The organism is Streptomyces sp. NPDC001832 (assembly GCF_040297265.1).
GTDB lineage: Bacteria > Actinomycetota > Actinomycetes > Streptomycetales > Streptomycetaceae > Streptomyces.
Genome location: NZ_JBEOYU010000016.1, coordinates 1 through 25,255 on the forward strand (window position 1 = coordinate 1; position 25,255 = coordinate 25,255).

Genomic DNA, 25,255 nt, shown 5'->3' on the forward strand with positions numbered 1-25,255 from the left:
GCTGCATATCCCGCTCCGCGGGATATGCAGCGGCAAGCCGCTGCATAGACGCGAATTGCGCAAGCGCAATTCGAATTCCCGCGTAAACGCGGGAATGAATTCCGTAAACGGAATTATAAAAGAGCGTCAATTCGCGCAAGCGCGAATTGCGGGGGAGCCTCGCAAGCGAGACTCCTTGGCTGGCGGCAAGGGGACGGTGCATCAGGTGCGGGCACTGTGTAGCCCCTTGAGTTTCAGGTCACCACCCTCCAACGAGAGTGACGAACCGTCGGCCTGACAGTACTGCCGGCCTCGCCGCAAGTGACGGGCTCGCTGCGCCTCCACCCGAACCCCTCCCCCACCCTCGAAAACGGCTGCTCACGTTCACCAATACCCTGCCAGCATACCCTACGAACCGTGCAGGCGGGGCGGTATTCAGTCAAGTATCAGCCTACAGGGCGAACATGCCGCACGGGTGATGCATCACGGCTCTGACTGTGTAGCATCTGGGTATAGACAGCAGCACCCCCAGCCCCTCGCGCTGCGCCGGACTTTCTTTTCTGATTGCGCACCGATTCCGCGAAAAGGAGAACACGGGAATGGCCAGGAAACTGTTTCCTCACCAGATTGAGGCCGTGGCGGCCATTGTGCGCGGTCTTGATATCCCGCCGGGCGGTATTCCTGTCAATGGCCTACGTGGGCAGGTACATGCTGCGTGCGGAACGGGAAAGACCACCATTGCTGCAGTGTCGGCAAAGCGCATTGTGCCCAAGGGTCGCATTCTCGTTCTGGTGCCGACGCTGGACCTTCTGACCCAGACGGTCCGGGAGTGGCGCGGGGCCGGGCACACGGGGCCGGCGGTCGCGGTGTGCAGCCTCAGCGACGACCCGGAGCTGTGGAGCCTGAAGGTGCGCTCCACCACCAACCCGGTGCAGCTGGCGCTGTGGCACGGGGAGGGGCCCGTCACCATCTTCGGGACGTACGCGTCGCTGGGGGTGCTGGCGGAGGCTTTCGAGGGCGTCTACGGGCAGCAGCTCGCCCCGCTGGACCTCGCCGTGGTGGATGAGGCGCACCGGACGTCCGGCTCGATGGGCAAGGCGTGGGCCGACATCCACAACCAGCACGTCATCCCGGCGCACCGCCGGCTGTATCTGACGGCGACGCCGCGGATCTGGCAGGAGCGGCCGAACTGGGAGGTCGCGGAGGGGGTGCGCGAGGCGCTGCCGAAGGAAATGGCGGCCTCGATGGATGACGAGGCCGTGTTCGGGCCGGTGCTCTACAAGCTCTCGCTGGCGTCTGCCGTCTCGCGGGGCCTGCTTGCGCGGTACCAGATCATCGTCCTGGAGCTCCAGGACCCGGTGGTCACTCCGGAGCGGCTGATGGGCGAGGAGCGGCGCGGTGAGGAGGTGCGTGGGCAGCGGCTCGGGGCGCTCCAGGCGGCGCTCCTGCACACCATGGAGCAGCACCAGCTCCAGACGTGCATCACCTTCCACCACCGGACGATAGAGGCCGCGGCGTATGCGGAGGGCCTGGAGCGTGTGGCCAAGCGGCTGCACGCAGACCAGCCCGAGAAGTACCCGGCGACGGTGTGGGCGGACTGGCTGTGCGGTGAGCACGTGCCCGAGCGCCGGCGGGACGTCCTGGGCGAGTTCGGGTCCACCGCCCGGCGGGCGGTGCTCTCGAACTGCCGGGTCCTGGGCGAGGGCGTCGACATCCGGGCGGTGGACAGCGTCGCCCTGCTGGACCCCAAGGGGGCGCCACACGACATTGTCCAGGCCATCGGGCGGGCGCTGCGGCAGAAGCCGGGACAAGGGAAACTGGCCTCTCTGATCGTGCCGGTATTTCTCCAGCCCGGTGAACAGCCGGAGGATATGTTCACGTCGGGATCGTACCGGCCTTTGGTGAAGGTATTGGAGGGTCTGCGCGCGCACGACGAAGAGGCCGTGGAATTGTTGGCGATTCCGCAGGAGCCTCAGAAGGACGTGGCGCAGCCGTCCGAGTACATCGGCGCGAAGCCCGAGGACGGGGAGGAAGAAACCCGTCTCCTGCTCCGTTTTGCGGCTCCGCGTGACCCGGTGATGGTCGCGGACTGGATTTCCTTCAACGTGATCGACACGGAGAAACAGGACTGGGCTCGCGGCTGGGCGTCGCTCAAGAAGTTCACCGAGCGTGAGCTTCATGCCAGGGTTCCGTACGGGCACAAGGAGGGCGCGTACCCGCTCGGGCAGTGGGTCGCGGAGCAGCGGCGGGCGTACGGGGCGGGGCAGATGACCGGCCAGCGCGCCGGGCGGCTGGAGAAGCTGGGCATGGTCTGGTCCCCGGCCGATGAGCGGTTTCAGGAGAACCTGGAGGCCGCCAAGGCGTACTACGAGCAGCACTGGACGCTGTGCGCGCCCCGGTCCGCGACCATGCTGGACCGGCGGGTGGGGCAGTGGCTGTCCAATCTCCGCCGCCCCGGGGCCCTGGAGGGGCACCCGGAGTGGGAGACGGCGCTGCGCGCGGTTGATGAGGACTGGAACCCGTCGTGGCCGCCGGAGTGGCAGAGGCATTACGCCGTGGTGCGCGAGATGCTCGCGGAGGAGAGCATCCTCGCGTACGTCGAACCCGGGGTCACCGTCCACGGGATGGACATCGGGAAGTGGCTCGCCAAGCAGCGGAAGCCGGAGGTCTGGGGTGCGCTGAGCTCCGGGCAGCGCGAGCGCCTGGAGGCCATCGGCGTCGTACCAATGGCGGCAGAACTCGAAGCGCCGGCAAAGCCGTCCACCGCGCCCGTGAGCGCCTTCGAGAAGGGCGTGGCGGCCCTGGCGCAATACAAGGCCCGCACGGGCTCTGTGACGGTCTCCAGGGGTCACGTAGAGGCGTTGCCGGACGGGTCGGAGGTGAAGCTCGGGGTGTTCCTCAGCAACAGCAAGAGCCGCCGGGCCAAGCTGACCGCCGACAAGCTCCAGGTGCTCGCCGACCTCGGGCTGGAGTGGGCGGTGGCAACGTAGCAACGTCGAACTACACGAGGGGTTGCGCAGGCTTGGGGTGCAACCCCTCTGGCCAGCCCAGACATTGGCTTTCTTGGTTGACCGACGGCCTCGAGTTGACGATCTCGCCCACGTTCACTGGGCCTAGCTTGCCGGCACCGGAGCACCTGCTTGGGCAACTCTGCTGGGATCGTCGTGAGACAGCATCCCGGCGGGGTCAATAAGCGGAACGATCACTGAGTAGAGGTCTTCTCCTGCGGGGGTGAGGTACCCATCGTGGCGCTTGGCCACGGCGAACCCTGCACCAGCAACCAGGTCGGCGAGCTGCAGAGACGGGTGGTGACTTGACTTGCCGCGCAAGAGCTCACCCAGGCTCACGTCCCGTGAAATGTAGCGGAACTCGGGATGCCCCAGACCACGAGCGTCGTCGACGATGCTGTTCAGATGCTGGTCGGTCAGCGTGCGTTGGTCGTCAGTAAGGATGTTGACCCGGCCCACCCGTCGGGACCAGTTCCCTGTAACCGCAGCCACACCAGGGATCAGAGGTTCCAGCGCGGCAAGAAGTGACGCGTCCGGCCCGAAGGCGTCATCGAGGTACTCGCGTGCCTCCGCCCGTGTAGTACGCAGCAGCCCCAGGAGAGAAGTTACGTTGCGCCGGGATGAGCGTGCCCACGCCTCTTCGACGACGTCGTAGAAGTCGTCGACGCTGACCTGTTGGTCGCGGTTCTTGTACGAGGCGAAGGCGACCGTGGCGGCGAGCAGCCGGTTGAAGAGTGCTGGCCCGAGGGCTCGCGGGCCCTCAGTGAATAGGTCCCGGGCCATTTTGCGGGCGACACCGGTGTTCCGGATATCCAGGCCCTGCTTGTACGTCTGCTCCTCGACGAAGAGGTCGATGAGCTTTCCCACGATGAAGTAGTGCTTGTCCAGGACATACACCGATGCCCGCCCCTCGAGGGCGCCGCCAGGGCCGAGCAGCGCGGCGAGAGCCTTGCGGCGTTGGGTCTGCCCGTCCTTGGCGAAGGAGGTGCCGAACTTCAGTTCAGGGGCCTGGATCCGTGTGGTTCGGCGGAGGCCGTCGACCAGGTCGGCGGCGTCTTCGTCGCTGATGGCCACGGATCCGATGGTCAGGTAGCGGCTACGGTCTTCGCCATGGAGCTGATCTCCATCCCATCCAGACTCGTCCAGGGCTATCCATCGCCCCATCGGCTCGCCATCCCGGGTGGCCTGCGGGCAGTTTCGGCGGCTGTACTGCTCACCGAAAAGGCCGGTACCGTCATTTGGCTGTCGAAGCGATGTATTCACAGGGATGAGCATCCTGCCCCAGGACGTACAGGAGCAAGGCATATACCTGCATGTGACGGCCGACTGCGGCGTACGCAACCGATGCCCACGCCAGAGGGTCAGCGGCATCGCGCCCCAGGCCCTACACGCACTTGAGTGCGATGCCCGGGGGTTCTGAGCTGGCACTGGTGTGCGTGTAGACCCTCGGATCTTGGGTCGCTCCCCCGGCGAACTACGTTGCAGCGGAGGCGGGATCGGTGAACGAAATCGGCTTGCCAATGGCGTGGGCATAGTCGATTTCCCTGCTCGTGGACTCGCCGATGTACCCGCCAGGGTTGACGACCAGAACCCGGTCTGCCAGGTCGATCTTGCGCAGGTGGAGGGCGTCCAGCGCCGTCTTCTGCTTGTCGGTGATCAACTCGTCTGCTTCGCCTGGCGCGACAACAATGACCCCGGCGAAGGTCAGATCACGATTCACCGCACGCATCTCGTCCACGAACCGGGTAGAGCCGCAGATGCAGACGATTTCAGGTCGGTCGGGCACAGCTCATCCCTTCGCTCGAACGGAACACCGCCAGCGTGCAGGTTGGTACTGCATCGGCAGGAAGTTAGTGGGTGGCACTACATCAGTGTTGACCGGCCGGTCAGCCGTCGGCTCGTTCCTTCTCGATCGCATTCATCCTGCGGACCATGTCGATCTGCGCGCGGATCATCGTGTCGAACAGGGCCTCCGGATCGCCATCGGGTCCGGCGTTCGCAGCCAGCAGCGAGGCGACTTGGCTGGCGAGGACAGTGACCACGTCGGCCGTCCCCACCGGGCCGCGGACCTCAATCAGTTTGCGCACGGCGTCGTCGATGCGGTCCATGGCCTCCTCGCCCTGGAGGAACAACCCGAGCCGGTCGGCGAGGAACAAGCGGACGACCGCCACACCGTCGGCCAGGGCGGTGTCCACGTTGAAGTCGGCGCGGGCCTTCTCCGACTCCTTGAGCACGGCCGGAATCGTGTACGTCCGCTGCTCCGGGATGAGGCCCTCCTTTCGCCACTTCGCGTACGGGATGGGGCCGACGGCGTCACGGCGTGCACGGTGTTCGTTGGTCGGGCGGCCGCCCGCGGTGCGGCAGGCCCGCCCTGCGGCTGTCTTGCAGGTCGGGCACTCGACACGGCGCATCCACGAGCGCACGAGATCCATCTCAGCGTCGGAGCGGAGGTGTCGTCGCCACTCGCCGCCCCACGGGATGCTCTGCGATCCGTTCTCCACGCCCATTGGCCCCCCTGGGTCCGGTGGTGTGTGCCATCTTGCGTGCCGTGAAGCTGACCGTACCTGCGGTGGCGCCCCTCAGCGGTCGATCGGGAGAATGCCGTCCAGACCGCTCTCGGAGAAGATCTGTTGGACCGTGTCGTCCAGGGTGCTGGCCGCGTCGACGACGGTCTCCAGGCCGTTAGGGAGCAGGTCCTTCTCTCGGTACCAGTCGCGTAGGTGGCCCTCGTTGACGTGCGCAAGGTACTCGGCGTCTGGTTTCGACGCGTGCCGGAGCACCGTCTCCTCGAAGGGCACGTGGAGGTAGTAGCACCGTGTGACGCCCTCGTGGGCGCGCACCAGGTCCTGGAGCATCGTGCCGTAGCGGTCGGCGTACAGGATGCCCTCCAGGACGACGTGGAAGCCGTGGTCCAGGGCGTAGCGGGCGGTGAGGTCGATCAGGCCGATGTTGGCACCGCCGGGCCGGTCGCGTTCGCGCAGCACGATCCGGCGGAGGTTGTCCTGGGCGATGATGGCGAGGTTGCGGCCGAACTTCTCGCGCAGGCCGGCCGCGACGGACGACTTGCCCGAGGCGCTGTTGCCTCGGAGCACGATTAGGCGCGTGTCGCTGGTCCCCACGGTGCCGTGCGCGGCCTCAGTCACCCGCGGCTGACCTTGATGCGGTTCTCGTGGAAGTGCTCCCAGTCCATGACCAGGCGGAAGCGGCGGTGGGCCTCCAGGCGCTCCGCGTCGGCCAGCTCCTCGCCGCGCTGGACACGGGCGTCGCCGGATTTCACGAGTTCCGTAAGAGCGAGCCGGACGTCGTCGACGTCCTGGCCCGTGGCTGCCGCCAGCCGGTCCAGGGAGGTGAGGGTCTCTGCCGGTTCACCCAGATCGTCGACCAGGTGGTCGATGAGGGTGTCGAGGAGCGGGCCGGTGCGCATCGTCCAGCGGATCCCGTCGAGGCGCTCGGTGAGTTCGGGGTCCAGGGGCAGCAGGTCGCCGGGCAGCGGCAGCGCGGCGGGCATGGACCATCGAGTGCCGTCCGGCGTCTCTTCGCGGCGGGCCAGGCCCCACGTCAGGTAGAGCTCGGACAGGTCCCGCACGGTGGTGGGCACCGGGAAGCCGGCTGTCGTCAGCATGGTGCTGAACTGCTCCCAGCGGGCCGCCTCGCATGCCTCGCGGCCCTCCGGCGCGGCCTCGTAGTCCCATTCCTCATCCGGCCAGGAGAAGGTGAGCGCGCCGTCGAGGTCGCCGCCGATCATGTCCCAGTGCCCGTCGAAGAGCTCGTGCACCAGGTCGTCCAGTGAGCCGGTGAAACCGGGCTGGCATGCCGTCCCGATCAGCATGGTCAGTGGGAAGCCCTGACGGGGCAGGACGTGCTCCCAGCCCGACACCCACCAGTCGTTGTGCATCGCCAGATCCCGGCGCGGCCCGGGCATAGACGCCTTCTCAGTCATCCGCAGCTCTTCCTCGAAAACACCTCGGTGCTCGCAGCGTACGCAGCGAGACGCGGCAGGTTCTCACGGACGTCCCACCCATGCCTGGTGGGCGGGAGCGACGCGCAGCTGCTCGCGGAGGCGGCCGCGCAGCACTCCGACGCGGGTACGGCCCTCCAGGACCTGCAGTCCGCTGTCCGCCGGGTCCAGGAGGCGCCGGTCGATGAGGAGCGGCGGGCGCAGCCACGTCCCGTGGTCCTCCCAGTGCCGGCCGACTTCCGGGGGCCGCACCTTGACCCAGTACACCGGGTCGGCGGCGTAGCTCTCGATGCAGCCGGCGTCGCTCTCGCCGGTCGGCATGGTGGGGAAGGCCGCAGCCGGGATCGTCTCCAGCTTCCAGGTGATGGCGCACAGATCGACGTCTCCGTAGTCGTCCACGAAGTGGCCGTTGTCGCCGTGGTCGAAGAGGAAGTCCCTCAGGACATCGTCCGGCCATTGCAGGGCTGCCAGTGCCGGGTCGGCGCGGAAGCGGTCGAAGTCGAAGCTGAGGCCGCCGTCCCGGCGGCGAGCCATCAGCGGGCCAAGGTCGTTGAGCTTCATGTCAGGCACTGCTCTCCAGCGCGTACAGCTCGTAGGGGACGGTTCCGGTCTCGGTGTCTCGGTCGGCCGTGATGTGCGCGCCGTCGTGCCACTGCTCCACGAGGTGGAATCGGTCCACGGCCACGGTCCCGGACAGCGGCTGCTAACCCCCGAGGGCAGCTCAACGAAGAGCGTTCTCCCGAAGGTGGCGCAGTTTGTGCGCGCTGAGCGCAGCGGGGGTCGTAAGCACCGCTGACGCCACGTCGGCACCCGCTCAATCGTCACCGGGCCCCGAGCAAGGCGAACGCCTCCAGGGGCCACACGGTGCGCTGCGCGGTGAACGGGATGATCCCCCAACGTGACTGTCGAACCGGACGGGTGCAGCGGCGATCATGGGTTGCCAGCATCACACGGACTGGCCGTACTCGTTGGGCGGGACATGAAGCTAACCACCACCCTCCTGGACCCGCTGGCCGAGAGCGCGGTGATCGCTGTGTGTGCTCTCGCCGACGCCGCCGGACCTGAGCGGTGGAGTACCGGAGCCGTCGAGGACGCGGCCACCGCGCTGGAGGTGCTCGCCGGGGCCCTGTCCGAGCTCAGCCCGGAGGCCGCTGAGCTCCTGGCGGTCGTCCCGGCCGCCGTCGCCGCGCTACGTGAACGTGTGGAGCACGCACCGGCCGTGGCCGCGTCATCCGGTCATGCCGACCGTGCCGAAGACCCGGCGGTGCTGAGCACCGGCCTGCGGCGGGCTCTCACCGCGCACAGCCTCGGCGGGCACCGGGTTCACCAGCTCGGACCCGCTCTGTTGACCGTCACGCTGGACGCGGCCCACGCCCAGGCCCTCGCCGTGCTCCTCGCTGCCCGTCGTGAACTCCCCCGCCAGGCGCCCGCTATCGAGGACGAACTGCGGTGGGGCGCTGGGCCGGCCGACACGGCCGCGGCGTCGCTCGCGGTAGCTCTGGCCGCCTACGGGTCTGGAACGTACGCCCGGGTCCTCGCCTCCGGGCAGGTCACCGCCGGCCTCACTCCGACGGCTGCCAAGCGGGTGACCGACGCGCTGAACACCCGCCCGGCCCCCGCTGCTCCGTCGTCGCGGCTGCGGCGCCGCGGGCTCGGGCACGGCTGGAAGGGCATCGACGCGGGGCGTTGATCGGGCGGAGTTCGCTCTCAGTCCGCCACCCACACGGAAAGGACACGCAGTGCTGGGAAGTCGTGCAGCTCACAGGTTGAGGGCCTCGTCGTGAACGGAGCGCAGGTGCTGTCTCAGCGTGGGGTCGGTGATCAGGGCAAGCGCGCGGGGGTGGTCCTCGGCAGTGGTGGCGAGAAGACCGCGCTGCTGCTCCAGGTAGGCGGCTAGGAAGTCGTGGGTGGGGCCGTCGGTGTCCGGGAGGACGCGGGCGGTGTAGATCATGGTGAGGGGGAAGGCCCAGCAGGCGTGGAGAAAGCCGAAGGCCGGGCGCCTGGTCTTCCTCCACGGGGAGTAAAACGTCGTCTCTTCGCTGATCTTGCAGGTGGTGGCTGACAGGGCGTCGTTGAGCCAGTTGTGGCCGGCCTCATGGATGAGGTCCCGGGCCAATACGGCGGGGTCGCCGACGTGGTCGCAGAAGATGGTGCCGGGAAGCCGGGTGATGGACCAGCTGATGAGGGTGTCGCCAAGGCTCTTGCGCTGCAGCAGGCAGGCGACGACGGCGTGGTCGGTCAGGAGGCCGGCGAATCCGGCCTGAGCGCCCATGGCGTACGCGGTGGCGGTCAGTTCCTGCTGTTCCCCCGGGGCGGCGGCAGTGTCGGGCCCCAGGAGGTAGTACGGGGTCTCCGATAGCGGGGAGCGGAGCATGCCGTCTGGGTCCGGGGCGACCACGATGCGCGGCCCCACGGCGGTGGGCGTGGTCAGCGCCGACGCGTTCGCATCGGGGTGGGCGCGGTACCAGTCAAAGGTGACAGCGTCTTTGGTACGCGCGGCGGTTTCGGCACCTTCGAGGGCGTGGTGGGCCAGGCAGTAGTCAGCGGCTGTACTCCGGGCGGGGGCGCTGTCGGCCTGAAGGAGGGTGTGGATCCGGCTGGTTCGGTCCCGGTGCAGGTCCTGGACCGGGGCGAGGGCGAAGTCGATGGCGGGCACGTGCACGGGAGGTCCTTCCGACGGGGCTGGGCCTGGGGCCGGACCTGGCGGGTCCGGCCCCAGGCGGTGCTCACCGGCAGTTCACCGCCGGCGCGGTGGTGACGCTCAGGCGTCGCTGCCCGTGGAGGGCTCGGCCGCCTCGGTGGTCGTCCAGCCCTCGGCGGAGACGCTGGAGGTGTGGGCGGTGGCGCGGACGGTCTCGTCCTCGCCGCGGAGCTCGCCGACGGCGTCGAGGAAGTCGTTGATCCGGTTGTTGTCCATGGTGCTCGTCCTTCCGAACGCGGATGATGGGCCGTGCACGTGCGGGGCGGGGGGGGGCGGGGGCGATCGGGCGGTGGGCACCGGGTCTCCGTCCTTACGGGGTGGTGTCGGTGACCGCGCGGTGGGGCGCGGTGGTCGGTGCAGCCGCGTGCCGGAGCCCGTCGCGCAACTCGCTTATCTCGGGCCGGTCTTTCGGCTCGGGGGCGAGGGAAGCGGTCAGCAGCGGGCGCAGTGCGGCCGGTGCGGTCTCCAGGTGGGAGTGCCCGTGGCGGGGAATGTCGGCGCAGAGGTAGCGGTAGGTGAGGACCGCGAGGCTGAAGACGTCGGCAGCCGGCGTGGCCGTGCTGTAGGAGGTCGCGTACTCGGGGGGCCAGTGGACCTCGGGGCCGCGGGCGGCAGGCCCACGGGGGGTGTCGAGGCGGCAGGCGGCGCCGAGGTCGGTGATCAGGCCGCGGTCTTCGTGGAGGAGGACGTTCTCCTGGTAGACGTCGCGGTGCACGATGCCGCGCTCGTGCAGGGCGACCAGGCCGTCGGCAACGTCGGCCAGCACCCGCAGGCCGACCGCCTGGCTGCCACCGGCCTCGGTCAGCAGAGGGCGAAAGCTGCCGCCGGCGCAGTGGGGCATCGTGTACCAGTCGAACCGGTCGGTGCTGCCCTCCTCCAGCAGCGGCACGATGTGCTCGGCGCCGGTGGCGGTGCGCGCGACGGCAATCTCGTGACGGAAGTCCTCGCGGGTCAGGGCGCGTTCGGCCTCGGTCATCTCCGCGTACCAGTAGAAGCCGTAGGCGGCCGGCCGGGTATTCTCGTCGAGTTCGGCCAGGACGTGGTTGCTTCCGAACCCGGCCTTGAGGACCACCGGGGTGGCGCCGTCGCGGTTGGCGAGGACCAGGGTGCTGGCGCGGGTGAAGGCGAGCAGGTCGTGGACGTGCCATCCGGCGTCGCGGAGCTGGTCGAGGACCCAGGCGGCGGGGTGCATCGGGTGCAGGCGCATGGCGGGGACGCTCCTCATGTTCGCGCTGCGGGCCGGTCGGCTTCGCGCAGCCGTTCCAGACACGCCGCGGCCAGCAGGTCGAGGTCGGTTTCGGTGGTGCACGGGTGGCGCAGTACAGGTAGGCCGGTGATGTCCGTCCAGGCCGTGGCGGCTTGTTCGTAGAGGTCGGCGAGGCGGACGGCGGTCGCCGGGTCCTCCGCGAAGCGGCGCGCTGTCGGTCGGCGTGCCAGCCTGGCCTGGCACAGGTCGGGTTTGGTGGTCACCAGGACGGTGAGGTCCGCCCGGGCGGGCTCCACCTTGGCCAGCGGGCGCACGTAGTTGTCGATGGGCCGGTGGTGCAGCAGGGCGAGCAGGCAGACGGTCGACAGGGTGAGCCGGTCGGCGACCAGCGGGCCCGTGGCCAGTGCGGGGGTGAGGTTGTGCCGGACGTGGAGTTCCAGATCACCGTGGGCGGCGGCCAGGGCCTGGTCGCTGGTGGCGGCCGGGTGGCCGGCCCGCAGGCCGATGATGGTGCGGGTGGCTTCGAGGGACAGCCAGGAGAACTGGCCGATGTGGCCCAGGGCGATGTGCGCGCCGTGGGCGTCGGCGAGGAGCCGGTCGCGCAGCGTGCTCTTGCCCGCGCCGGCGATGCCTTCCAGGGCCAGCAGCATGGGCTTCCCCTTTCAGTCCTTCTCGGCGATGAGCCAGCTGATGAACTTCGCGACCCGGCCGCTGGTCACCGGCTCGGTGCCGTGGGCGAGTTGGGATCCGTACAGCAGGGCGGTGCCGGGTGCGGGGGTGACGTTCCATCGGGTGCGCGGCATCGCCGTGAACCAGTCGGCGGAGTGGTCGGCGCCATCGTGGGCAAGCCACATGCCGCCGGCGTAGCCGCTGCCCGGGTCGTGTTCCAGTCGCGTGTTCCACAGGCGGTCGCTGGAGGAACTCTCGACGTAGAAGGCGCCGCCGGTCTCCGCCTGGCTGATGACCACGCTGATCCCGGCGATCTGCCGCGGCCAGGCGAGCGGGTCGGGGGCGATGCCGTCGAGGTGGCTGGTGATGTGCTGGCCGGGCCCGTATTCGACGTAGGTCCAGGGTCGGCAGGTGGTGATGGACGGCATGACGCGGGACAGTGCCGGGCGGGCCCGGTCGAAGGCGAGCTGGAGCAGGTCCTCGGCCTCGGCGGGGATCTTCGGTGTCTCCACCCGCCCGGCCGGCTCGTACACGGCCATGGCCTGCTCCGGGGAGTGGCCGGGGATCTCGTGGATGGAGTGGGTGCGCTGCTCGCCGAAGCGACCTCGCTCGTCGGAGGTGAGGAAGGTGCGCATCACGGTGGCGAGCCGGTCGCGTTCCTCAGGGGCGAGGAAGTTCTCGATGCTGCCGGTGCTGACGGTCTCAGCGATGTGGATCACGTGGTGCTCCTCCTCGAGTCGAGCACGCGGCGGACGTCGGCGAGGCCGGTGCAGTGGTTGAGCCAGCTGGCCACGGGGTTGCGGGTGGTGGCGGCCGGGTCCGCCCACAGCGCCAGCAGCTCCCCCGTGAGCGGCAACGTGTCCGCGCTGGGCAGTGCCTGCGGCGGCGGGGTGGTGATGCTGTCGAGCGCCGGGCAGGCGGCATGGTGCTGGGCGGCGAAGACCCGGCCGATGCGGTCCGCTGCGGCGGTTCCGCAGTCCGTCACGAGCTGTGCGGTCGGTTCGCCTTGTCGGTAGGCGCGGTGTTCGGTCGTCGCCCAGCCGCCGGCGACCGCCGCGGCGGCAGCGGTGATGCGGCAGGTCGCGCAGCATGTCCCGGAGGCGATCGGGCACGGCCGGTGGTGGGCCGGAAGAGCGGTCGCAACCTCGACGAGGGCGTTCCAGGCCGAGTCCGTGAGGACCTCGGCGGCCGAGCGCCGGCCGGGGGCCGCTTGGTGGTTGCAGCACATCGGGCCGGGCTGGGGCGGTGCGTCGGTGCGCTGCTCGGGGGCGATGTGCAGGGCGTGGAAGTACACGATGCGCCCGAGCAGCTGGTGGATCGTCAGCGTGTCCGGGGCGGTGATCACGTCAGTGCCTTCTGGGCCGCGGCCGCGACGGGCCGGGGCGTTGGGCAGGCGCATCCGTCGCTGGTGGGCCGCTCGTCGGTGAGCGCGCGGGCCAGGGCGTGCGTGGCGGTGTCGACGGCTGTGAAGTACGCCGGCCAGCCGTGCCCGGGGGCGGGCAGGAGGACCAGGTCGAGTACCGGGACGGTGCGCCCGCTGGTCTCGCACTGAAGTTCCGCGCGCCCGACGGTCACCTGCACGGCAGGGGGCAGAGCGGGCGCGGCCGCGGTGACCGTGCGGCACAGGGCTGCGGCGACTTCGGCGTACTGCGTGCGGTCGCGCGGCAGGATGCCGATCCGCCGCTCGGCGGGCGCCAGGTCGAGGCCGGTGTAGGGGTGGCCCTGGCAGCTGTCGTAGGTGACGAGGCCCCACGTGTCGGTGACGGCGTCGACCAGGGGGCGGATGCCGGGTTCGATCGCCGCGTGCCAATGGGGGTGGGCCGGGTCGAGGTCGTCGGCCTCGTGGATCCCAGGCCGGCCAACGGTGTTGATGTTGCCGTGTGCGCTGGTGTGGAGCCTCACCGGAGGGCGGGGCGCGTCGGCGTTGTTCCAGCGGGCGAGGAAGGTGTCGATGTCGCGCATGCTGTTCGGTGTGCGGGGGCGCCAGTGGGTGGTGCTGCACCAGGCGCCGGCCGGGTGGGCGGGCTGCGCGAGAAGGGCGGCGATGCCGTCGATCATCCGCATCCGGTAGTCGCAGTAGGCGTCCTGATCCCCGGCTTTCTCGTAGCGCCAGCGGGTGGCGATGCAGCCTCCACCGCACGCCGAGCGGTAGTCGCAGGTGGTGCACCGGCCCATCAGGTCCTTGCCCTGGTTCAGCAGGGGAAGCCGGCGTTGCGCGGCGATGATCCCCACTTGGTCGCCGACCTGGTCGAGGCGGCTTAACTGGGCCTGCGGCCAAGGCAGTTCGTCGCAGCTTCCGAACCGGCCGTCCGGGTAGAGCGTGAAGACGTGGTCGCACTTGAGGTCGGAGAAGTGGCAGAACCCCGATCCCAGGCCGCGCAGGCGCCGGATGGTGGAGACCGCCGGCTCCAGCTTCAGGCGGGCGAAGTGCCCCGCCTGGATCCAGTGGGTGGTGGCGGCAAGGACGAACTCGGCGTACGCGTCCGGGCTGATCGCCCAGGCGGGCCCGCCCGCTGCGTTGACGGCCGCCTGCTGGAGCTGTCGGCTCGCCGGAAGGCGGCGGCCGGAGGCGGCGGTGGGCCGCAGGACGGCGGTGTCGAAGCACGGCACGAAGCTGATCGCGTTGACGGCCTCGAACCCGGTCAGGTGGTCCAGGACGGCTTCGGCGCGGCCGAGGATGGCGGGGGTGACCGCCGCGATCACCCCGGTGCGGCGGCCTCGCTCGGCCAGGAGCCGCAGGGCCGCGGCGACGCGGGGGTAGACGGGCTTGCCGTCATAGCCGACCCGCCACGCGTTGCCCTTCGCGTCGCCGTCCAGGGAGATGCCGATCTGCAGGCCGGGACACTCCGCGTCGAAGAGGTCCAGCCACTGGGCGTCCAGCAGCACGCCGTTGGTCTGCATCGAGACCCGGACCACGCTTGGCTGGGCGGCCAGTTCGCGCAGGACCTCGGCGACGTGCTCGCGGCCCGCCGTCAGCGGCTCGCCGCCGTGGAGTTCCACGGCGAGCGGTCGCCCCGCGAAGAGCTCGGCGAGCCGGCGCACCTGGCCGGCGTCGATCCGGGCGCCTCCCGGGGCCTCCTTGCGCTTCTCGTAGCAGTACAGGCAGTCGATGTCGCAGGTCTCACCGCGCAACTTCAGAATCACCGATACGGCGCTGGTGGTGTCCTCGGCGTCCAGGCCGCGGTACGGCTGCTCGATCTCGATCGGTCCGTGCTGTTCGGTGGTGCGGTACATCGGCTGCCTCCTGCGGTGGGCCGTGACCGGACGGAACTCAGTCGTAGAGGCGTCCCAGCAGGGCGCCCTGGCCGGACTGCAGCACGTGGGCGGCCTCCAGCGGGATCCAGAAGCACTCGAAGCGGGTGGGCTCCTGCTCGCCGTCGTGGTCCTCCTGGCTGGCCCACCGCTCCGGCGTGGGCTCGGTCAGCTCCAGGTGGAAGACGTGCCGGCGCTGGAGCTCGAACCGGTACGGGCTCATGTCGTACTCGGTGAGACCGAGCTTCCGCACAACCTTGAAGTCGCTGAGGCCGGTCTCCTCCCCCGCTTCCCGCAGTGCCGCCGCCTCCGGCGTCTCACCCGCGCGGATGCTGCCCGCCGGGACCTGGATGCCGACCTCCTCGTAGCTGTAGTCGGTGTGCCGGAAGACCAGCAGCTTCCCGTCGCGCACGACGTAGCACAGCACCTTGTCTTTGGTGACCTTTACGGGCACGGGACCACCCCTCTTGGTTCGTCGGATGCGGACGCGCTCATGGCGTCCGCTCTCACGGTTCACAGCCGCGTAGATCGGAGCAGCAGAGCCGAAACCGGTGAAATGGCCCTGAAGTCTAGATCCTGAATCACACGGCACGAACAACGTGGCGTAACCGTGGTACCACCGTCCGCTGTCCGAGTTCTGACGGCCAACCACCCGTTCAACAAGTGGTCTTCTTCCTCGCGGGCGATCTGGCTGGCGAGTACGGCGTGGTATGTACGGGTCGACGGCGGCGAGGACCAGGCGCTGGCTCGGCCGGGTCCAGGGCCTCAACCTCCCACTGCACGGGCTGGCCGGGGTCGAGCCCGTAATGGTCGCGGTGTCCGTCCGCGGCCGCTCGCGGCGCTGCTCCCCGTTTCGCCGGCAGCCCGTTGAATCCGCTGCCCGAATACACCGGCACGCCGTACGGGTCGGCGACGGCGACAAGCTGTGGAACCATCCTGGCCGTCTCGCAGACGAGTCCTGCATCCGGGAGAGCAGGGTGAACTGGGCGCACAGGGCATGCGACATGACGTCAACAGTCGGTGAGCTCGTACATGGCGGACTTGAGCGCCATGGCGCGGGTGGTCTCGGAGAACAGGGCGGGCGCGTCGGCGACGGGGTCGTGGTCGAGGATGATCGGGTAGCCGTAGAAGTCGTCCCAGTCGCTGCTGTACTTCGCGCAGCCTTCCCACAGCCGGCCGAACTCGGGGTCGGCCTGCAGGCGTCCAGGATCTGCCTGGCCCGGTTCGCGACGGTGGCGGGCTCGATGACGGTGGTCATGGTGGTGCCCCTCTCGTGTCGGATCGAGTGGTGCTGTCCGCCCGGGGTCCGGGCGGGGCGATACGCCGCGCACCCGGGGACCGTGGTCCCGCCCGGGCACGCGGCAGCTTCAGGAAGCCCCCGTGGCGGGCGGGGGTTGTGCGAGCCGGTCCAGCCGCCCGTACAAGGCGCGGACCAGCCGGGCGCGGCCCTGGGCGCAGCGCAGGGTGCCTTCCGCCGGCGCGGACAGCCGCCGTTCCGCCTCGGCAAGCACCACCTCGGCGAGTGCCCGTCGGCCGCTGTCCTTCGGCAGCCGGTAGGCGTGCCGCTGGATGTCGGAGGCGACGGCGCGTGCGTGCCCGGTGAGTTGTAGGGCGATCTGCGCGTAGTCGCGGGGCTGTATGTCCGGGTCGGTCCACGCCAGCACGGCCGCGACGAGGCATTCGTACGGTTCGCGGTCGAGCGGGAGCTCCGCCTCGATCAGCCCGTCGGGGTCGTACAGGACCGTGTGCGTGCTGCTCATCAGGGCCTCGCTGCAGTGGGCGTGGTCGCGTGCGGAAGCGGCCGGTCGGCGCCGGTGTGCCCGATCGCCTGGTGTTGGCCGTATCCCGACCGTACGGAGGGACGGGATGCGGTAGGACTGACCGTGAGTACGGGTTTCGGTGCGCAGGGCGACCGGGGAGCAGACCGGTATGGCCAGGCCGCGACGGACATCGGCGGGAGCGATCACGGGCTTCGTGCTGCGCCTGGCCCGCGAGAGCATCCCGCGTACGCAGGTGGCGATGGCCGAGGCCCTGGGCGTGGACGTCGACACGTTGCAAGGCTGGGAGTCAGGGCGGCGCCCGCTGGCGAACATGAGGGCCGGGGCGCTGCTGGAGCTGCGGCGGCGATTGCCCGCGCTCGGTGCGGATGCAGGTTTGGTGCGGTGGCTGGACGCGGCGATGGACGCGGACCGCATCGTCGCGGCCGGTCTCGACGACGACGGCGGACCGCATCCACTGGCCGGGTGGGTACACACCCGGGACACCGCGCACATGCTGGCCTGGGCGTTGAACGGGACCACACCGCCGGCCCTCGCCGGACGGTTACCCGGGCCCCGTCGCGGGCCGGTCGCCCCTTCCCCGCAACTGGCCACGGGCGACCGGGCAGTGTTCTTCGACCGGCTGCGCGCCACCACCGAGCACGCCGCCCGGCAAGGCGAAAGCGGCGTGCTGCTGCACCGCCAGGCGCTCTACCTCGCCTCCTACGACCACAGCCCGGACGCCGCCGCGTGGACCGCGCACACCCTCCACGGGCGGCGCGACGTCCTCGCCCGCCGGGGATGGTCACCGCAGTGGGCCGCCGCCCGCTCCACCGCGACCGCCCTGGCCCGGCTCGGTGACCCGCAGCCGCTGCTCGACTTCATCGACCGCGCCCTGGCCGGCGACGACACCGCCGAGGCCGCGAACCTGAACTACTGGGCGCTGTGGCTGGGTGCGCTGCCCGTCCCGCAGAGCGACGACACGTTCATGTGCGACCGGGGGCTGTCCGGCTGGGACGCGCTGACCCTGCTGCGCGGTCTCGCCGTCGGCCTGGTCGAAGCGCCCGCCTTCGTCGACCTGTACGCGCACTCCCTGCACGCGCTCCTTGCCGTGGCCCCGTGGCTGCCGCAGGCGGCCGGCCCGCTCTCCTCCCCACTGCGCGAGCGCACAGCCCAACTACTGGACGGCGTTCACCTTTCAGCACGATCACGCCGGGAGCTGGGCAGAGTCCATTACGTTCTCGACAACAACCGCACCTGAGCAACCGGAGGCATGGCATGTCGGACGACACCACCAAGGGCACCGCGGGCTTCATCTTCGAGATGGGCGTGCTCAAGCGCTCCGCCCGCACCGGCTGGTGGTTCACCGGCAACAAGAACCCCGAGTCCGTTGCCGAACACTCCTTCCGCGTCGGGATCATCGGCTCGGTCCTCGCCATGATGGAAGGCGCCGACCCGGCCCGGGTCGCGCTGATGTGCCTGTTCCACGACAGCCAGGAAACCCGCGTCGGCGACATCCCGCACATCGGCCGCCGCTACCTGCGGGCCGCCCCGAACGGCGAGGTGACCGCGGACCAGGTCTCAAACGCTCACCCGGCCGTCCGTACCGGGGTGCAGAGCGCGGTCGACGAGTACGAAGCCGGCGAGACCCCGGAGGCGGTCGTCGCCCGCGACGCGGACAAGCTCGAGTGCCTGGTGCAGGCGGTGGAGTACCGGGAACAGGGCTACAGCCTCACCCAGAACTGGATCGACACCAGCCTCGCGTCACTCAAGACACCGTCCGCGAAGGCCCTGGCCGATGCCGCGCTGAGCATGGACTCGCTCCAGTGGCAGAAGAACTTCCTGTCCTGACCGATCCCCAGCCGCCACCGTCGTCGGACGGCGCGACTGCATGGAGCCGGGCCCCGGGGGATGTTGATCCCCCGGGGCCCGTGGTGTGACCGGCTCGGGGTCAGCTCTCGTTGTCCTCCGGGTCGGTGAGCCAGTTGACGACGTCGGCGTCAGTCATCCGGACCGCCTGCGTCTCGTGGGTGCTGTCCTGCTGGACGACGTGGAAGCAGCCTCGCTGGGGATGACGCTGCTTCGGGGCGGGGCCGGCCATCGGGACCAGGCGCTCCCAGGTGTCGGCCGTGAACCGCGCCAGGATCACCGTGGCGAACTGCTCTCGGGTCTCCGGTCCGAGGACGGTGGCGTGGGGCCGCCCGTCGAAGATGACGTGGATGCGGGCCGCGCGTCCCGCCCAGAGGGCGTCCTCGAGCGCGGTGATGGCCGGGGACGTCTTCGGGTCGTCCTTCTGCCGGACCGTCTCCCAGTAGCGGGCGAGCTGGCGCAGCGTGGCGTTGGCCTCGTCGAGCGCGACGATCAGGCGCGGCACGTCCTCCAGGTCGCCCTCGAGGTCGAGGCGGCGCTTCAGCTCGGAGCCGAGGCCGACCAGGGCGTCGTGGATGCCGGCGATGTTGCCGCGGTGGGTCACCGTGGGCAGGGCCTTCGCCCACAGGTGGGCGATCCGCTTGGGGTCGAGGACCAAAGCGTGGGCGCCCTGGTGCAGGAACTGGGCGGTCAGGGAGCGCAGCATCGTGGTGCTGCCGCCCCCGCTGGCGGTGCAGACCAGGACGTGCGGGGCTTCGACGTCCAGGTCGACGGCGATGGCCCGCCCGTCTGTGCTGATGCCGATGAGCGCGGTCCCCTCGGGCAGCGCCTCTATCTGCTCGCGCAGATCGGGGGCGGAGAAGCTCAGCATCTTTGGGAGCGCGGTCTTCTTCATGGGTGCGGTGTTCCTCTTCTGTCTGTCTGTCTGTGCTGTGCCTGGCGAACCGGGTGTTCACCAGAGCTGGGATCGTGTCGGCGAAACCGGACAGGTCCGGTTCGGCCGGTGTCGGCGGACCGGCGGGTCAGTCCAGGTCGGTGGTGCCGGTGGTGGCGCGGGGCCGGTTGCGGGCCCACTTCTTGAGGTCGCCGACGCGGTAGAGGAGTTCGGCGCCGCGCTTGTCGACCGAGCCGGGGAAGGCCGGGTCGTTGGCGCGGGCGAAGCGCAGCGCGGCCAGGGTGATCCCGGGCAGGTGGTGTTCGGCGGCCTGGCGCAGTCCCACCGCCTGGTCGTCGTCGGCCGGGGCCGGGCTCGTCGGCGGTGTCTGTGTGGTGCTGGCCGTGCTGTCGCCCGGGTCGGCGGCCGGGGCCGGGGTGTGGCTCCAGGCGTCGGCGAGCAGGTCCCGGCTCACGGACGGCTCGGTGGCGGGCGGGAGTTCGGGGGCGCTGGTGGTTCGGGCGTCGCCAAAGGGGGCGGCGTGCGGCTTCTGCAGCTGCACCGCACCGGGCCGGTCTGCGGCTTCGGCCTGTTTGCCGGCGGTGGCCCACTGGCGGGCTTCGGCTTCGGTGAAGAAGAGGACCTGTGTCTCCCTCGCGGAGCCGCCGCTGACGACCTGGGCGCGCCCGGGGTGCTTAGTGGGCTTCGGCGCCGGGTGGACCTCCGGGGCGAGCATCCGCCAGGCGTTGACGCTGTAGCGGGCGAGGATGCGTGTGGCGAACTGCTCGCGGACCTCCGGGCCCCCGAGGGCGCGGGCGGTCGCGGACTGGGCGACCAGGAGGACGTGCATGCGCAGCTGGCGGCCCATGTAGAGGATCTCGTTGAGCGCGTCGATGGCCGGGGAGACCTTCGGGTCGCCGGACTCGCGGGTCTTCTCCCAGTAGCGGGCCAGCTGCTTCATCGTCGCGTTGACCTCTTCGAGGAGGATCAGTATCCGCGGGCCGATGGCTTTCGGGTCGGCGTCGATGCCCAGTTCGTCGGCGATGCGGGTGCGGCGCCGGCCGATCGTGCCGAGTTCAATGAGCTGGTCGTGGATGTCGGCGATGTCGCGGCAGTACGTGACGCCGTCGATGCCGTTGGCCCAGGGGTGGGAGATCCGTTTGGTGTCGAGGACGAAGACGAGCCAGCCGTGGTGGAGCATCTGGCAGGCGATGCAGCGCAGGGTCGCCGACTTGCCGCCGCCGGTACTGGCGTTGACCAGGATGTGACGATCCGGCCGCCGGAGCCAATCCCGATGACGGGCGCGGACTCCCTGGCGTTGGCCACCAGCTCCCGCGTCTTGGGGTCCTTGAAGGCGGCCTTGGCCGGGGGCTTGCGGGTCTTCTTCACCAGCAGGTGCGTGTCGCGCCCGGCGACGTTCCAGGCAAACGTCACGCCCTGAAGGGCGAGCTTCTGGGTGATGAGGTCGGCGACCTGGTCCCGCGAGAACCGCAGGTTCCGGGGCAGGTCGACGCGTATCTCCGCGTCGTCGTCGGAGAAGTTCTTCGGGATGTGGAGGTAGCGGCGCGGGTCGGTCTGCTCCGCCAACCCGAGCGGCCGGTGGATGGCTTCGTGCAGCGGAGCGACCCACTCGCGCATCAGCTCCCGGCGCTCGCGGGTCAGCACCATGTACGCCGCAGTGCCCACGGTCAGCACTGAGGCCCCGCCAATCCCGCCGGGCTCCAGCGCGGCGAGGGTGGCGTCCCGGTTCTCCCACAGCCCTTGGACGCCTCGCACGGTGGCGTCCAGGTCCTGGGTGGCCAGGTAGCCGCTTTCCACGACACCGGCCCCCAGGGCGAGGCGGAAGGACAGGCGCCGCCACCCGGGCTTGTAGGAGCGGCGCCGGACGCGGCCCTCCACCTTCGGCAAGACGCGGGTGCCCGAGCGCCAGAACGTGGCGTCGGTGCGCTTCACACCGTCCAGGTCCCGACCGGCCAGAACCCGGCCGATCCCGAACATGAGAGACTCGGCGGACTCCTCCACCTGCTTGTCGAACTTCGTCTGTGCCATGCCGTTGAACGCCCTTCGTGCCAGGTGTGCGGGGGCGCAACAGTGCCGCGAGAAGCGGACACCCACGCCGGACACGGACGCTAGAGCGATCACCCTGTGGACAGATTCCGCTGAGATCGGGCCTGATCCGGCCGATCACCGGACGGCTGCGGTGAGGGTTCCTACGCTCCGATCATGAACTGGACGAATGCCCTGGCGATCTTCGGTGCCGTCACCGGGGCCAGCGGCCTGGGCTGGCAGATGTGGAGTCACCACCTCACAGGCGGCCGGGTGGAGGTCTTATCCACCCGGCTCAAGCGGGAAGGCCGGTGGTGGGTGCGCACCGATGTCTCGAACGTCGGCCGCCTGGACGTGACGATCGTCGGCTACTCGGTCTGGCGTGACATCCCGGGCCATCGCCTGAAGCGGGCGCTGTGGCGGCTGCGGGCCATTCAGCGCGTGGGCTGGAAGAGGGCACGGCGTACCCAGATGCTGTTCAACCCGTCGGTGCACTTCGCGGCGCCGGTGCAGGTCGGCAACGAGGCTGAGCGCATCGAGCTGCCGTTGGTCCTCAAGGCCGGCTCCATGGTGTCGCTGCCGCTCATTGGGTTGGAGGTGCCCAACCGAATAGGCCGGCAGCTTCGGGTCTCACTGCACCTGGGCACCGGCCGCATCATCCGGGCCGATGTCCACGACGCCGACGCCTTGGAGCCCCTGCGGATCGACTTGGACGAATACACCGGCGAGTGGTCCTTGCACATCGGCCCGCCGACGACCGACTGACCGGACACGAACCCCGGGCTGGAAAGGTTCCGGCCTGGATTTCTCTCCGCACACACCTGCCGACGGCGCGGCCGGTGCAACGGAAAGTCTGATTGATCTACAGGAGGGGGGACGACGATGACTGCGGGCGATGCCTCCCAGCGGGCCACAACGTACGAACGGATGGCCGTCGGCTGGACAAAGAAGGCGCAGGAAGGCCACGCGGGTGCGGCGGAGTTGGCGCAGACGTTTGCCGCGCTGGCGATGTCCGCGCGGATGGAGCACATGCAGTGGCGCATGCGGGTTCTCGGCGACCAGCTCGAGGACGTGAAGAAGTCGTTGGACGGTCTCCGCCGCAAGCTGCCCGACCGGTGACGTCCGTCGGCTGGCATCGGGCGCTTACCGTGGGGCCCGTGACCACGCCCTCCGACGATGTAGCCGAACCGGTGCCGGTGCGGGTCGTGCTGCCCGCCGACCCGGTACTGGGGCATCCGGAGCAGGAGGTCGTGGCGCGGCTGTGGAGGCGGCGGCAGACCGAGACGGGCTGGCTGTACCTCGTGGGGCTGCCGTCGTACCGGGATCGCGAGGACGGCGGGGTGGAGGCGGCGGAGTACCGGGTGTGGGTCCGGGCTCCCGACCATGTGCGGCCGGTCGACGGCGTCGACTACGACCAGGTCGCCACCGAACACCTGAAGCCGTCGCCGCAGTCGGCGGTCCGTGAGGTACTCGGGGACCGTCGGCCTTCGGGCTGGGTGCTGCAGCGGCTGGGTGGCGGCCGGGGCCCTGCCCGGGGTGTGCTGCACGCACCGGACTGCGAGGAAGCCCCGCAGGGTGCGCCTCTGATCGACCTGGAGCACGCCTTGGACCTGGCGGAGAATCCAGGGACGCGGCTGTGCACACTGTGCGGCTGCGCGCAGGAGCTGACCCCGATGCTGAGCGGCTTCGACCACATCAGCGACTCCTGACCTGCCATGGTCGGGGCGCCGAAAGTCAGCCGTATCCCGCGACGGTCAGGGAGATCCGGTCACCAGCAGCGCCCCGTCCTTCGTCCTTCGGGTCTCGCTCAGTCTCAGCTGGGGAGACGAGTAAAGCAGCGCACTGCCGCGGTACAGCGCGTAGTGGTACGACGTGGTCCGCTCCAGGACGCGCCGCTGCTGCGGATCGGCGTCCGGCAGGGTGAGCTCCACGTAGCCGCAGCCGTCGCGCAGGATGCCCTGCGAAGTGATGCTCCCGGTGATGGTCACTGAGGCGGTGTCAGTGGTGAGGTGGACGACGTCACCATGCATCGGGCGGGGCCCGGGGAACATGTTCATGCCGTCGCCCCCGCGAGAGACACTTCGGCGATCGGATTCCACGTGATGTGCGCTCCGTCGTGCCACTGCTCCACAAGATGCAGCCGGTCCACGAACACGGTCCCGGACAGCGGCTGCTCGATGGATGCCAGCGCGGCCCTGACGGAGACCGCGTCGACGTCCTCCGCGCCGTCGGCGGCGTAGGCGAGGGACATGTGGGGGTAGCAGCTCGGCGCGGCCTTGAAGGCGGCCCCTGTGCGGGTCATCACCTGGGTGATGGTGTCCACGATTTCAGTGAACGGGTGCCCCGGCCATCCGCTGATCTCCACACCAACATTGCCCACGGCGGGCCGGTCGAACGTCAGGGAGAAGGGCCGCACCGTCTGCGCGTAGCTCCCGATCTCCTTGAGGAGCGCGTCCGTATCGACGCCGGTGCCGCTCAGTCCGACAGCGTGCAGAAGTGTGCAGTGCATACCGTCCACCGGCACACTCTGCAGTCCCGGCGGGGCCAGCCCCTCGTACGGTGCGCTGAGGGCGCCGGCCTCGTCCGGGGTCGGCAGGATGTGCCAGTGCAGATCACGACGGCCCGCAGGCCAGAAGGCCCCCACCCTCGCAAAGAAGTTCTCCATGCTCAACCGCCCCCTCGTCACAGCGAATCCGCGCACACGCTACCGGAGCATGGCTCTTCCCTGAGCCGTTCCGTGCTTATCGGGCCTTCGGCAGCGCGGCCAGGGTGCGGCGGTCCTCACCGCGGCCGACGACCCGCCACACCGGCCCATCGGCCCCGTGCCGGGTCAGCAGGGGCAGGGTCGTGGTCGCCACGGTGATCCGGTAGTTCACGCCCCCGACACGGCGGGCGCGGTCGTGGAAGGCGGCCTCCCTCGTTGCCGGGGCCGCGCGGCGCGGGGCGGGGGCGAAGACGAACAGCAGCGGCGGGAAGGGCCGGTCCAGGGACGGTCCGGCGTAGGTCTCCTGCCAGTGGCTGCGTGGGGCGCGGGCGGCGTTGCCGCGGCCGGACGCGGGGGCGTTGCGGTAGGCGTCGTAGCGCTCCAGCTTGGCGAGCAGGCGGGCGTAGGACATCGTTCGGTCGATTTCCACGAACGCGCTGGAGCCGTTGTTCAGGAGCACCACGCCGTCGGGCACCAGGGAGCCGGCCGGAGTGGGGTGGGCGACTTCCACCTGCCAGTCGGCGTGGTCGGCCGCCTCCGCCTGGTGGAAGGCGATGACGGTGTCGACCAGGGCGAGGCCGTGCTCCCGCAGGCCCGTCTTGCTGGCGGCGCGCTTCCCTGTGGTCCGGCCGGCCTTCGGTGCGAGTTCGCCGGAGGCGGCGGCTTCGGCGAGGCCCGCCGGGGTGCAGTACCAGTAGCTCTGCTGGGCACGGTGGGTCCGGCCGACCAAAGCCGGGGATTCGTCGCGCAGGTTGCGCAGCGCGCGACGGACGTGGTCGGTGTCCTGCTGGTGCGGCAGCAGCAGCGCCTTGAGCTGGCGGGGTGTGGCCAGGCGCAGCTGAGCGAGGGTGAGCAGGACCTCGCCGCGGATGTCCGCTCCGGCCTTCGCCGTGGCGGCCTTCCGGGGCCGGGACGCTTCTCCAGGTACATCAGTACTGGGAGAAGAGGAGTTGCAACCGGCCCATGCGGGCGAATCGGGGGTCTGATCAGCAACAACCGTCAGACGGCGGCTGGAAGCTGCGGGGCTGGGAGCGGGGCTCGCTACAGGGCTCGTTGCGGGGCTCGCCGTCGCAGCGGTGTCTGCCGGGGTCGGCGGCGTGTGCGGGGTGGGTGCGGTGGTCATCGCGTCCTCGGGATTCTCCGGCCGTCGCGGCCGGATCGGTGACAGGTCCGGCCCGCACGCGAAGGGTTGCGGGCCGGGGCCACCGTGCGAAGCCACCCCTTGACCACG

At 70.0% G+C, this 25,255-nt stretch carries 28 protein-coding genes; 7 read left to right on the plus strand and 21 right to left on the minus strand.

Annotated elements, in window-relative coordinates; genetic code table 11:
• The first annotated feature begins 578 nt into the window (after window positions 1–578).
• Complete coding sequence (locus tag ABT115_RS15330; protein WP_351788993.1) at window positions 579–2,969, plus strand: DEAD/DEAH box helicase; 2,391 nt, start codon at window positions 579–581, stop codon at window positions 2,967–2,969.
• 123 nt (window positions 2,970–3,092) lie between these two features.
• Here the strand turns inward: ABT115_RS15330 and ABT115_RS15335 are convergent, their stop codons facing one another.
• The 6 genes from ABT115_RS15335 to ABT115_RS15360 form a co-directional block, all read right to left on the minus strand.
• Window positions 3,093–4,061 carry a hypothetical protein gene (locus tag ABT115_RS15335; RefSeq protein ID WP_351788995.1) on the minus strand — a complete coding sequence of 323 codons (969 nt, stop codon included), beginning with the start codon at window positions 4,059–4,061 and terminating at the stop codon, window positions 3,093–3,095.
• A gap of 400 nt (window positions 4,062–4,461) precedes the next feature.
• Entirely contained in the window at window positions 4,462–4,773 is a 312-nt protein-coding gene (locus ABT115_RS15340; RefSeq protein ID WP_351788997.1) for a hypothetical protein, read from the minus strand.
• A 100-nt stretch (window positions 4,774–4,873) separates the two neighbouring features.
• Complete coding sequence (locus ABT115_RS15345) at window positions 4,874–5,494, minus strand: zinc finger domain-containing protein (protein ID WP_351789000.1); 621 nt, start codon at window positions 5,492–5,494, stop codon at window positions 4,874–4,876.
• A 72-nt stretch (window positions 5,495–5,566) separates the two neighbouring features.
• Complete coding sequence (locus ABT115_RS15350) at window positions 5,567–6,130, minus strand: AAA family ATPase (protein WP_351789003.1); 564 nt, start codon at window positions 6,128–6,130, stop codon at window positions 5,567–5,569.
• Window positions 6,127–6,927: a DUF6042 family protein gene (locus ABT115_RS15355; RefSeq protein ID WP_351789006.1), complete on the minus strand. Its 801-nt coding sequence runs from the start codon at window positions 6,925–6,927 to the stop codon at window positions 6,127–6,129. Before ABT115_RS15355 ends, ABT115_RS15350 begins: the two co-directional genes overlap by 4 nt.
• A gap of 63 nt (window positions 6,928–6,990) precedes the next feature.
• Complete coding sequence (locus tag ABT115_RS15360; protein ID WP_351789009.1) at window positions 6,991–7,506, minus strand: hypothetical protein; 516 nt, start codon at window positions 7,504–7,506, stop codon at window positions 6,991–6,993.
• Window positions 7,507–7,924: 418 nt separating this feature from the next.
• Between ABT115_RS15360 and ABT115_RS15365 the strand changes: the two genes are divergently transcribed.
• The gene (locus ABT115_RS15365) at window positions 7,925–8,635 is read left to right on the plus strand and encodes a hypothetical protein (protein WP_351789011.1); all 711 of its coding nucleotides are present in this window, start codon (window positions 7,925–7,927) and stop codon (window positions 8,633–8,635) included.
• Between the two features lie 69 nt (window positions 8,636–8,704).
• On the opposite strand, the gene ABT115_RS15370 is transcribed toward ABT115_RS15365, so the two are convergent.
• The 10 genes from ABT115_RS15370 to ABT115_RS15415 form a co-directional block, all read right to left on the minus strand.
• Window positions 8,705–9,607: an aKG-HExxH-type peptide beta-hydroxylase gene (locus ABT115_RS15370; RefSeq protein ID WP_351789014.1), complete on the minus strand. Its 903-nt coding sequence runs from the start codon at window positions 9,605–9,607 to the stop codon at window positions 8,705–8,707.
• 99 nt (window positions 9,608–9,706) lie between these two features.
• The gene (locus ABT115_RS15375; protein ID WP_351789016.1) at window positions 9,707–9,862 is read right to left on the minus strand and encodes a hypothetical protein; all 156 of its coding nucleotides are present in this window, start codon (window positions 9,860–9,862) and stop codon (window positions 9,707–9,709) included.
• A 94-nt stretch (window positions 9,863–9,956) separates the two neighbouring features.
• On the minus strand, window positions 9,957–10,853 hold the full coding sequence (locus ABT115_RS15380) for a protein kinase domain-containing protein (RefSeq protein ID WP_351789019.1): 897 nt from the start codon (window positions 10,851–10,853) through the stop codon (window positions 9,957–9,959).
• A gap of 14 nt (window positions 10,854–10,867) precedes the next feature.
• A complete protein-coding gene (locus tag ABT115_RS15385; RefSeq protein WP_351789022.1) occupies window positions 10,868–11,503 on the minus strand; it encodes a nucleoside/nucleotide kinase family protein in 636 nt (211 codons plus the stop codon).
• Window positions 11,504–11,515: 12 nt separating this feature from the next.
• Window positions 11,516–12,241: a hypothetical protein gene (locus ABT115_RS15390; RefSeq protein WP_351789025.1), complete on the minus strand. Its 726-nt coding sequence runs from the start codon at window positions 12,239–12,241 to the stop codon at window positions 11,516–11,518.
• Complete coding sequence (locus tag ABT115_RS15395) at window positions 12,238–12,867, minus strand: hypothetical protein (RefSeq protein ID WP_351789028.1); 630 nt, start codon at window positions 12,865–12,867, stop codon at window positions 12,238–12,240. The genes ABT115_RS15390 and ABT115_RS15395 overlap by 4 nt, the downstream gene beginning before the upstream one ends.
• The gene (locus ABT115_RS15400) at window positions 12,864–14,756 is read right to left on the minus strand and encodes a radical SAM/SPASM domain-containing protein (RefSeq protein ID WP_351789031.1); all 1,893 of its coding nucleotides are present in this window, start codon (window positions 14,754–14,756) and stop codon (window positions 12,864–12,866) included. Before ABT115_RS15400 ends, ABT115_RS15395 begins: the two co-directional genes overlap by 4 nt.
• 37 nt (window positions 14,757–14,793) lie before the next feature.
• Window positions 14,794–15,228 (minus strand): NUDIX hydrolase, encoded by a 435-nt coding sequence (locus tag ABT115_RS15405; RefSeq protein WP_351789033.1) that lies wholly within the window; start codon window positions 15,226–15,228, stop codon window positions 14,794–14,796.
• Between the two features lie 556 nt (window positions 15,229–15,784).
• Window positions 15,785–16,105 (minus strand): hypothetical protein, encoded by a 321-nt coding sequence (locus ABT115_RS15410; protein ID WP_351789036.1) that lies wholly within the window; start codon window positions 16,103–16,105, stop codon window positions 15,785–15,787.
• 36 nt (window positions 16,106–16,141) lie between these two features.
• Window positions 16,142–16,534, minus strand: a complete 393-nt coding sequence (locus ABT115_RS15415) for a DUF6415 family natural product biosynthesis protein (protein ID WP_351789039.1) — start codon at window positions 16,532–16,534, stop codon at window positions 16,142–16,144.
• Between the two features lie 169 nt (window positions 16,535–16,703).
• Between ABT115_RS15415 and ABT115_RS15420 the strand changes: the two genes are divergently transcribed.
• Both ABT115_RS15420 and ABT115_RS15425 read left to right on the plus strand, forming a co-directional pair.
• Complete coding sequence (locus tag ABT115_RS15420) at window positions 16,704–17,792, plus strand: helix-turn-helix domain-containing protein (RefSeq protein ID WP_351789041.1); 1,089 nt, start codon at window positions 16,704–16,706, stop codon at window positions 17,790–17,792.
• Between the two features lie 17 nt (window positions 17,793–17,809).
• Complete coding sequence (locus ABT115_RS15425; protein WP_351789044.1) at window positions 17,810–18,382, plus strand: HD domain-containing protein; 573 nt, start codon at window positions 17,810–17,812, stop codon at window positions 18,380–18,382.
• Between the two features lie 100 nt (window positions 18,383–18,482).
• Here ABT115_RS15425 and ABT115_RS15430 read toward each other — a convergent pair whose 3' ends face one another.
• The gene (locus tag ABT115_RS15430; RefSeq protein WP_351789047.1) at window positions 18,483–19,295 is read right to left on the minus strand and encodes a P-loop NTPase family protein; all 813 of its coding nucleotides are present in this window, start codon (window positions 19,293–19,295) and stop codon (window positions 18,483–18,485) included.
• A gap of 127 nt (window positions 19,296–19,422) precedes the next feature.
• Window positions 19,423–20,475 (minus strand): hypothetical protein, encoded by a 1,053-nt coding sequence (locus tag ABT115_RS15435; protein ID WP_351789050.1) that lies wholly within the window; start codon window positions 20,473–20,475, stop codon window positions 19,423–19,425.
• Between the two features lie 1,022 nt (window positions 20,476–21,497).
• Between ABT115_RS15435 and ABT115_RS15440 the strand changes: the two genes are divergently transcribed.
• From ABT115_RS15440 to ABT115_RS15450, 3 genes are all read left to right on the plus strand, one after another.
• The gene (locus ABT115_RS15440; protein ID WP_351789051.1) at window positions 21,498–22,085 is read left to right on the plus strand and encodes a hypothetical protein; all 588 of its coding nucleotides are present in this window, start codon (window positions 21,498–21,500) and stop codon (window positions 22,083–22,085) included.
• A gap of 117 nt (window positions 22,086–22,202) precedes the next feature.
• The gene (locus tag ABT115_RS15445; RefSeq protein WP_351789053.1) at window positions 22,203–22,439 is read left to right on the plus strand and encodes a hypothetical protein; all 237 of its coding nucleotides are present in this window, start codon (window positions 22,203–22,205) and stop codon (window positions 22,437–22,439) included.
• A 38-nt stretch (window positions 22,440–22,477) separates the two neighbouring features.
• Window positions 22,478–23,029 (plus strand): DUF6233 domain-containing protein, encoded by a 552-nt coding sequence (locus ABT115_RS15450; RefSeq protein WP_502969099.1) that lies wholly within the window; start codon window positions 22,478–22,480, stop codon window positions 23,027–23,029.
• Between the two features lie 45 nt (window positions 23,030–23,074).
• Here the strand turns inward: ABT115_RS15450 and ABT115_RS15455 are convergent, their stop codons facing one another.
• The 3 genes from ABT115_RS15455 to ABT115_RS15465 form a co-directional block, all read right to left on the minus strand.
• Window positions 23,075–23,377, minus strand: coding sequence for a hypothetical protein (locus ABT115_RS15455; RefSeq protein ID WP_351789055.1), 303 nt, complete (start codon window positions 23,375–23,377; stop codon window positions 23,075–23,077).
• On the minus strand, window positions 23,374–23,985 hold the full coding sequence (locus tag ABT115_RS15460; RefSeq protein ID WP_351789058.1) for a 2'-5' RNA ligase family protein: 612 nt from the start codon (window positions 23,983–23,985) through the stop codon (window positions 23,374–23,376). The genes ABT115_RS15455 and ABT115_RS15460 overlap by 4 nt, the downstream gene beginning before the upstream one ends.
• A 76-nt stretch (window positions 23,986–24,061) precedes the next feature.
• On the minus strand, window positions 24,062–25,147 hold the full coding sequence (locus tag ABT115_RS15465) for a replication-relaxation family protein (protein ID WP_351789061.1): 1,086 nt from the start codon (window positions 25,145–25,147) through the stop codon (window positions 24,062–24,064).
• Window positions 25,148–25,255: the final 108 nt, after the last annotated feature.

What these genes read in the sequence shown, in the direction of transcription:
- ABT115_RS15330 (WP_351788993.1), top strand. Translation starts at nt 579, where the DNA reads ATGGCCAGGAAACTGTTTCCTCACCAGATTGAGGCCGTGGCGGCCATT.
- ABT115_RS15345 (WP_351789000.1), bottom strand. Translation starts at nt 5,494, where the DNA reads ATGGGCGTGGAGAACGGATCGCAGAGCATCCCGTGGGGCGGCGAGTGG.
- ABT115_RS15355 (WP_351789006.1), bottom strand. Translation starts at nt 6,927, where the DNA reads ATGACTGAGAAGGCGTCTATGCCCGGGCCGCGCCGGGATCTGGCGATG.
- ABT115_RS15360 (WP_351789009.1), bottom strand. Translation starts at nt 7,506, where the DNA reads ATGAAGCTCAACGACCTTGGCCCGCTGATGGCTCGCCGCCGGGACGGC.
- ABT115_RS15365 (WP_351789011.1), top strand. Translation starts at nt 7,925, where the DNA reads ATGAAGCTAACCACCACCCTCCTGGACCCGCTGGCCGAGAGCGCGGTG.
- ABT115_RS15375 (WP_351789016.1), bottom strand. Translation starts at nt 9,862, where the DNA reads ATGGACAACAACCGGATCAACGACTTCCTCGACGCCGTCGGCGAGCTC.
- ABT115_RS15380 (WP_351789019.1), bottom strand. Translation starts at nt 10,853, where the DNA reads ATGCGCCTGCACCCGATGCACCCCGCCGCCTGGGTCCTCGACCAGCTC.
- ABT115_RS15385 (WP_351789022.1), bottom strand. Translation starts at nt 11,503, where the DNA reads ATGCTGCTGGCCCTGGAAGGCATCGCCGGCGCGGGCAAGAGCACGCTG.
- ABT115_RS15400 (WP_351789031.1), bottom strand. Translation starts at nt 14,756, where the DNA reads ATGTACCGCACCACCGAACAGCACGGACCGATCGAGATCGAGCAGCCG.
- ABT115_RS15415 (WP_351789039.1), bottom strand. Translation starts at nt 16,534, where the DNA reads ATGAGCAGCACGCACACGGTCCTGTACGACCCCGACGGGCTGATCGAG.
- ABT115_RS15420 (WP_351789041.1), top strand. Translation starts at nt 16,704, where the DNA reads ATGGCCAGGCCGCGACGGACATCGGCGGGAGCGATCACGGGCTTCGTG.
- ABT115_RS15425 (WP_351789044.1), top strand. Translation starts at nt 17,810, where the DNA reads ATGTCGGACGACACCACCAAGGGCACCGCGGGCTTCATCTTCGAGATG.
- ABT115_RS15430 (WP_351789047.1), bottom strand. Translation starts at nt 19,295, where the DNA reads ATGAAGAAGACCGCGCTCCCAAAGATGCTGAGCTTCTCCGCCCCCGAT.
- ABT115_RS15435 (WP_351789050.1), bottom strand. Translation starts at nt 20,475, where the DNA reads ATGCTCCACCACGGCTGGCTCGTCTTCGTCCTCGACACCAAACGGATC.
- ABT115_RS15440 (WP_351789051.1), top strand. Translation starts at nt 21,498, where the DNA reads ATGAACTGGACGAATGCCCTGGCGATCTTCGGTGCCGTCACCGGGGCC.
- ABT115_RS15445 (WP_351789053.1), top strand. Translation starts at nt 22,203, where the DNA reads ATGACTGCGGGCGATGCCTCCCAGCGGGCCACAACGTACGAACGGATG.
- ABT115_RS15455 (WP_351789055.1), bottom strand. Translation starts at nt 23,377, where the DNA reads ATGAACATGTTCCCCGGGCCCCGCCCGATGCATGGTGACGTCGTCCAC.
- ABT115_RS15460 (WP_351789058.1), bottom strand. Translation starts at nt 23,985, where the DNA reads ATGGAGAACTTCTTTGCGAGGGTGGGGGCCTTCTGGCCTGCGGGCCGT.
- ABT115_RS15465 (WP_351789061.1), bottom strand. Translation starts at nt 25,147, where the DNA reads ATGACCACCGCACCCACCCCGCACACGCCGCCGACCCCGGCAGACACC.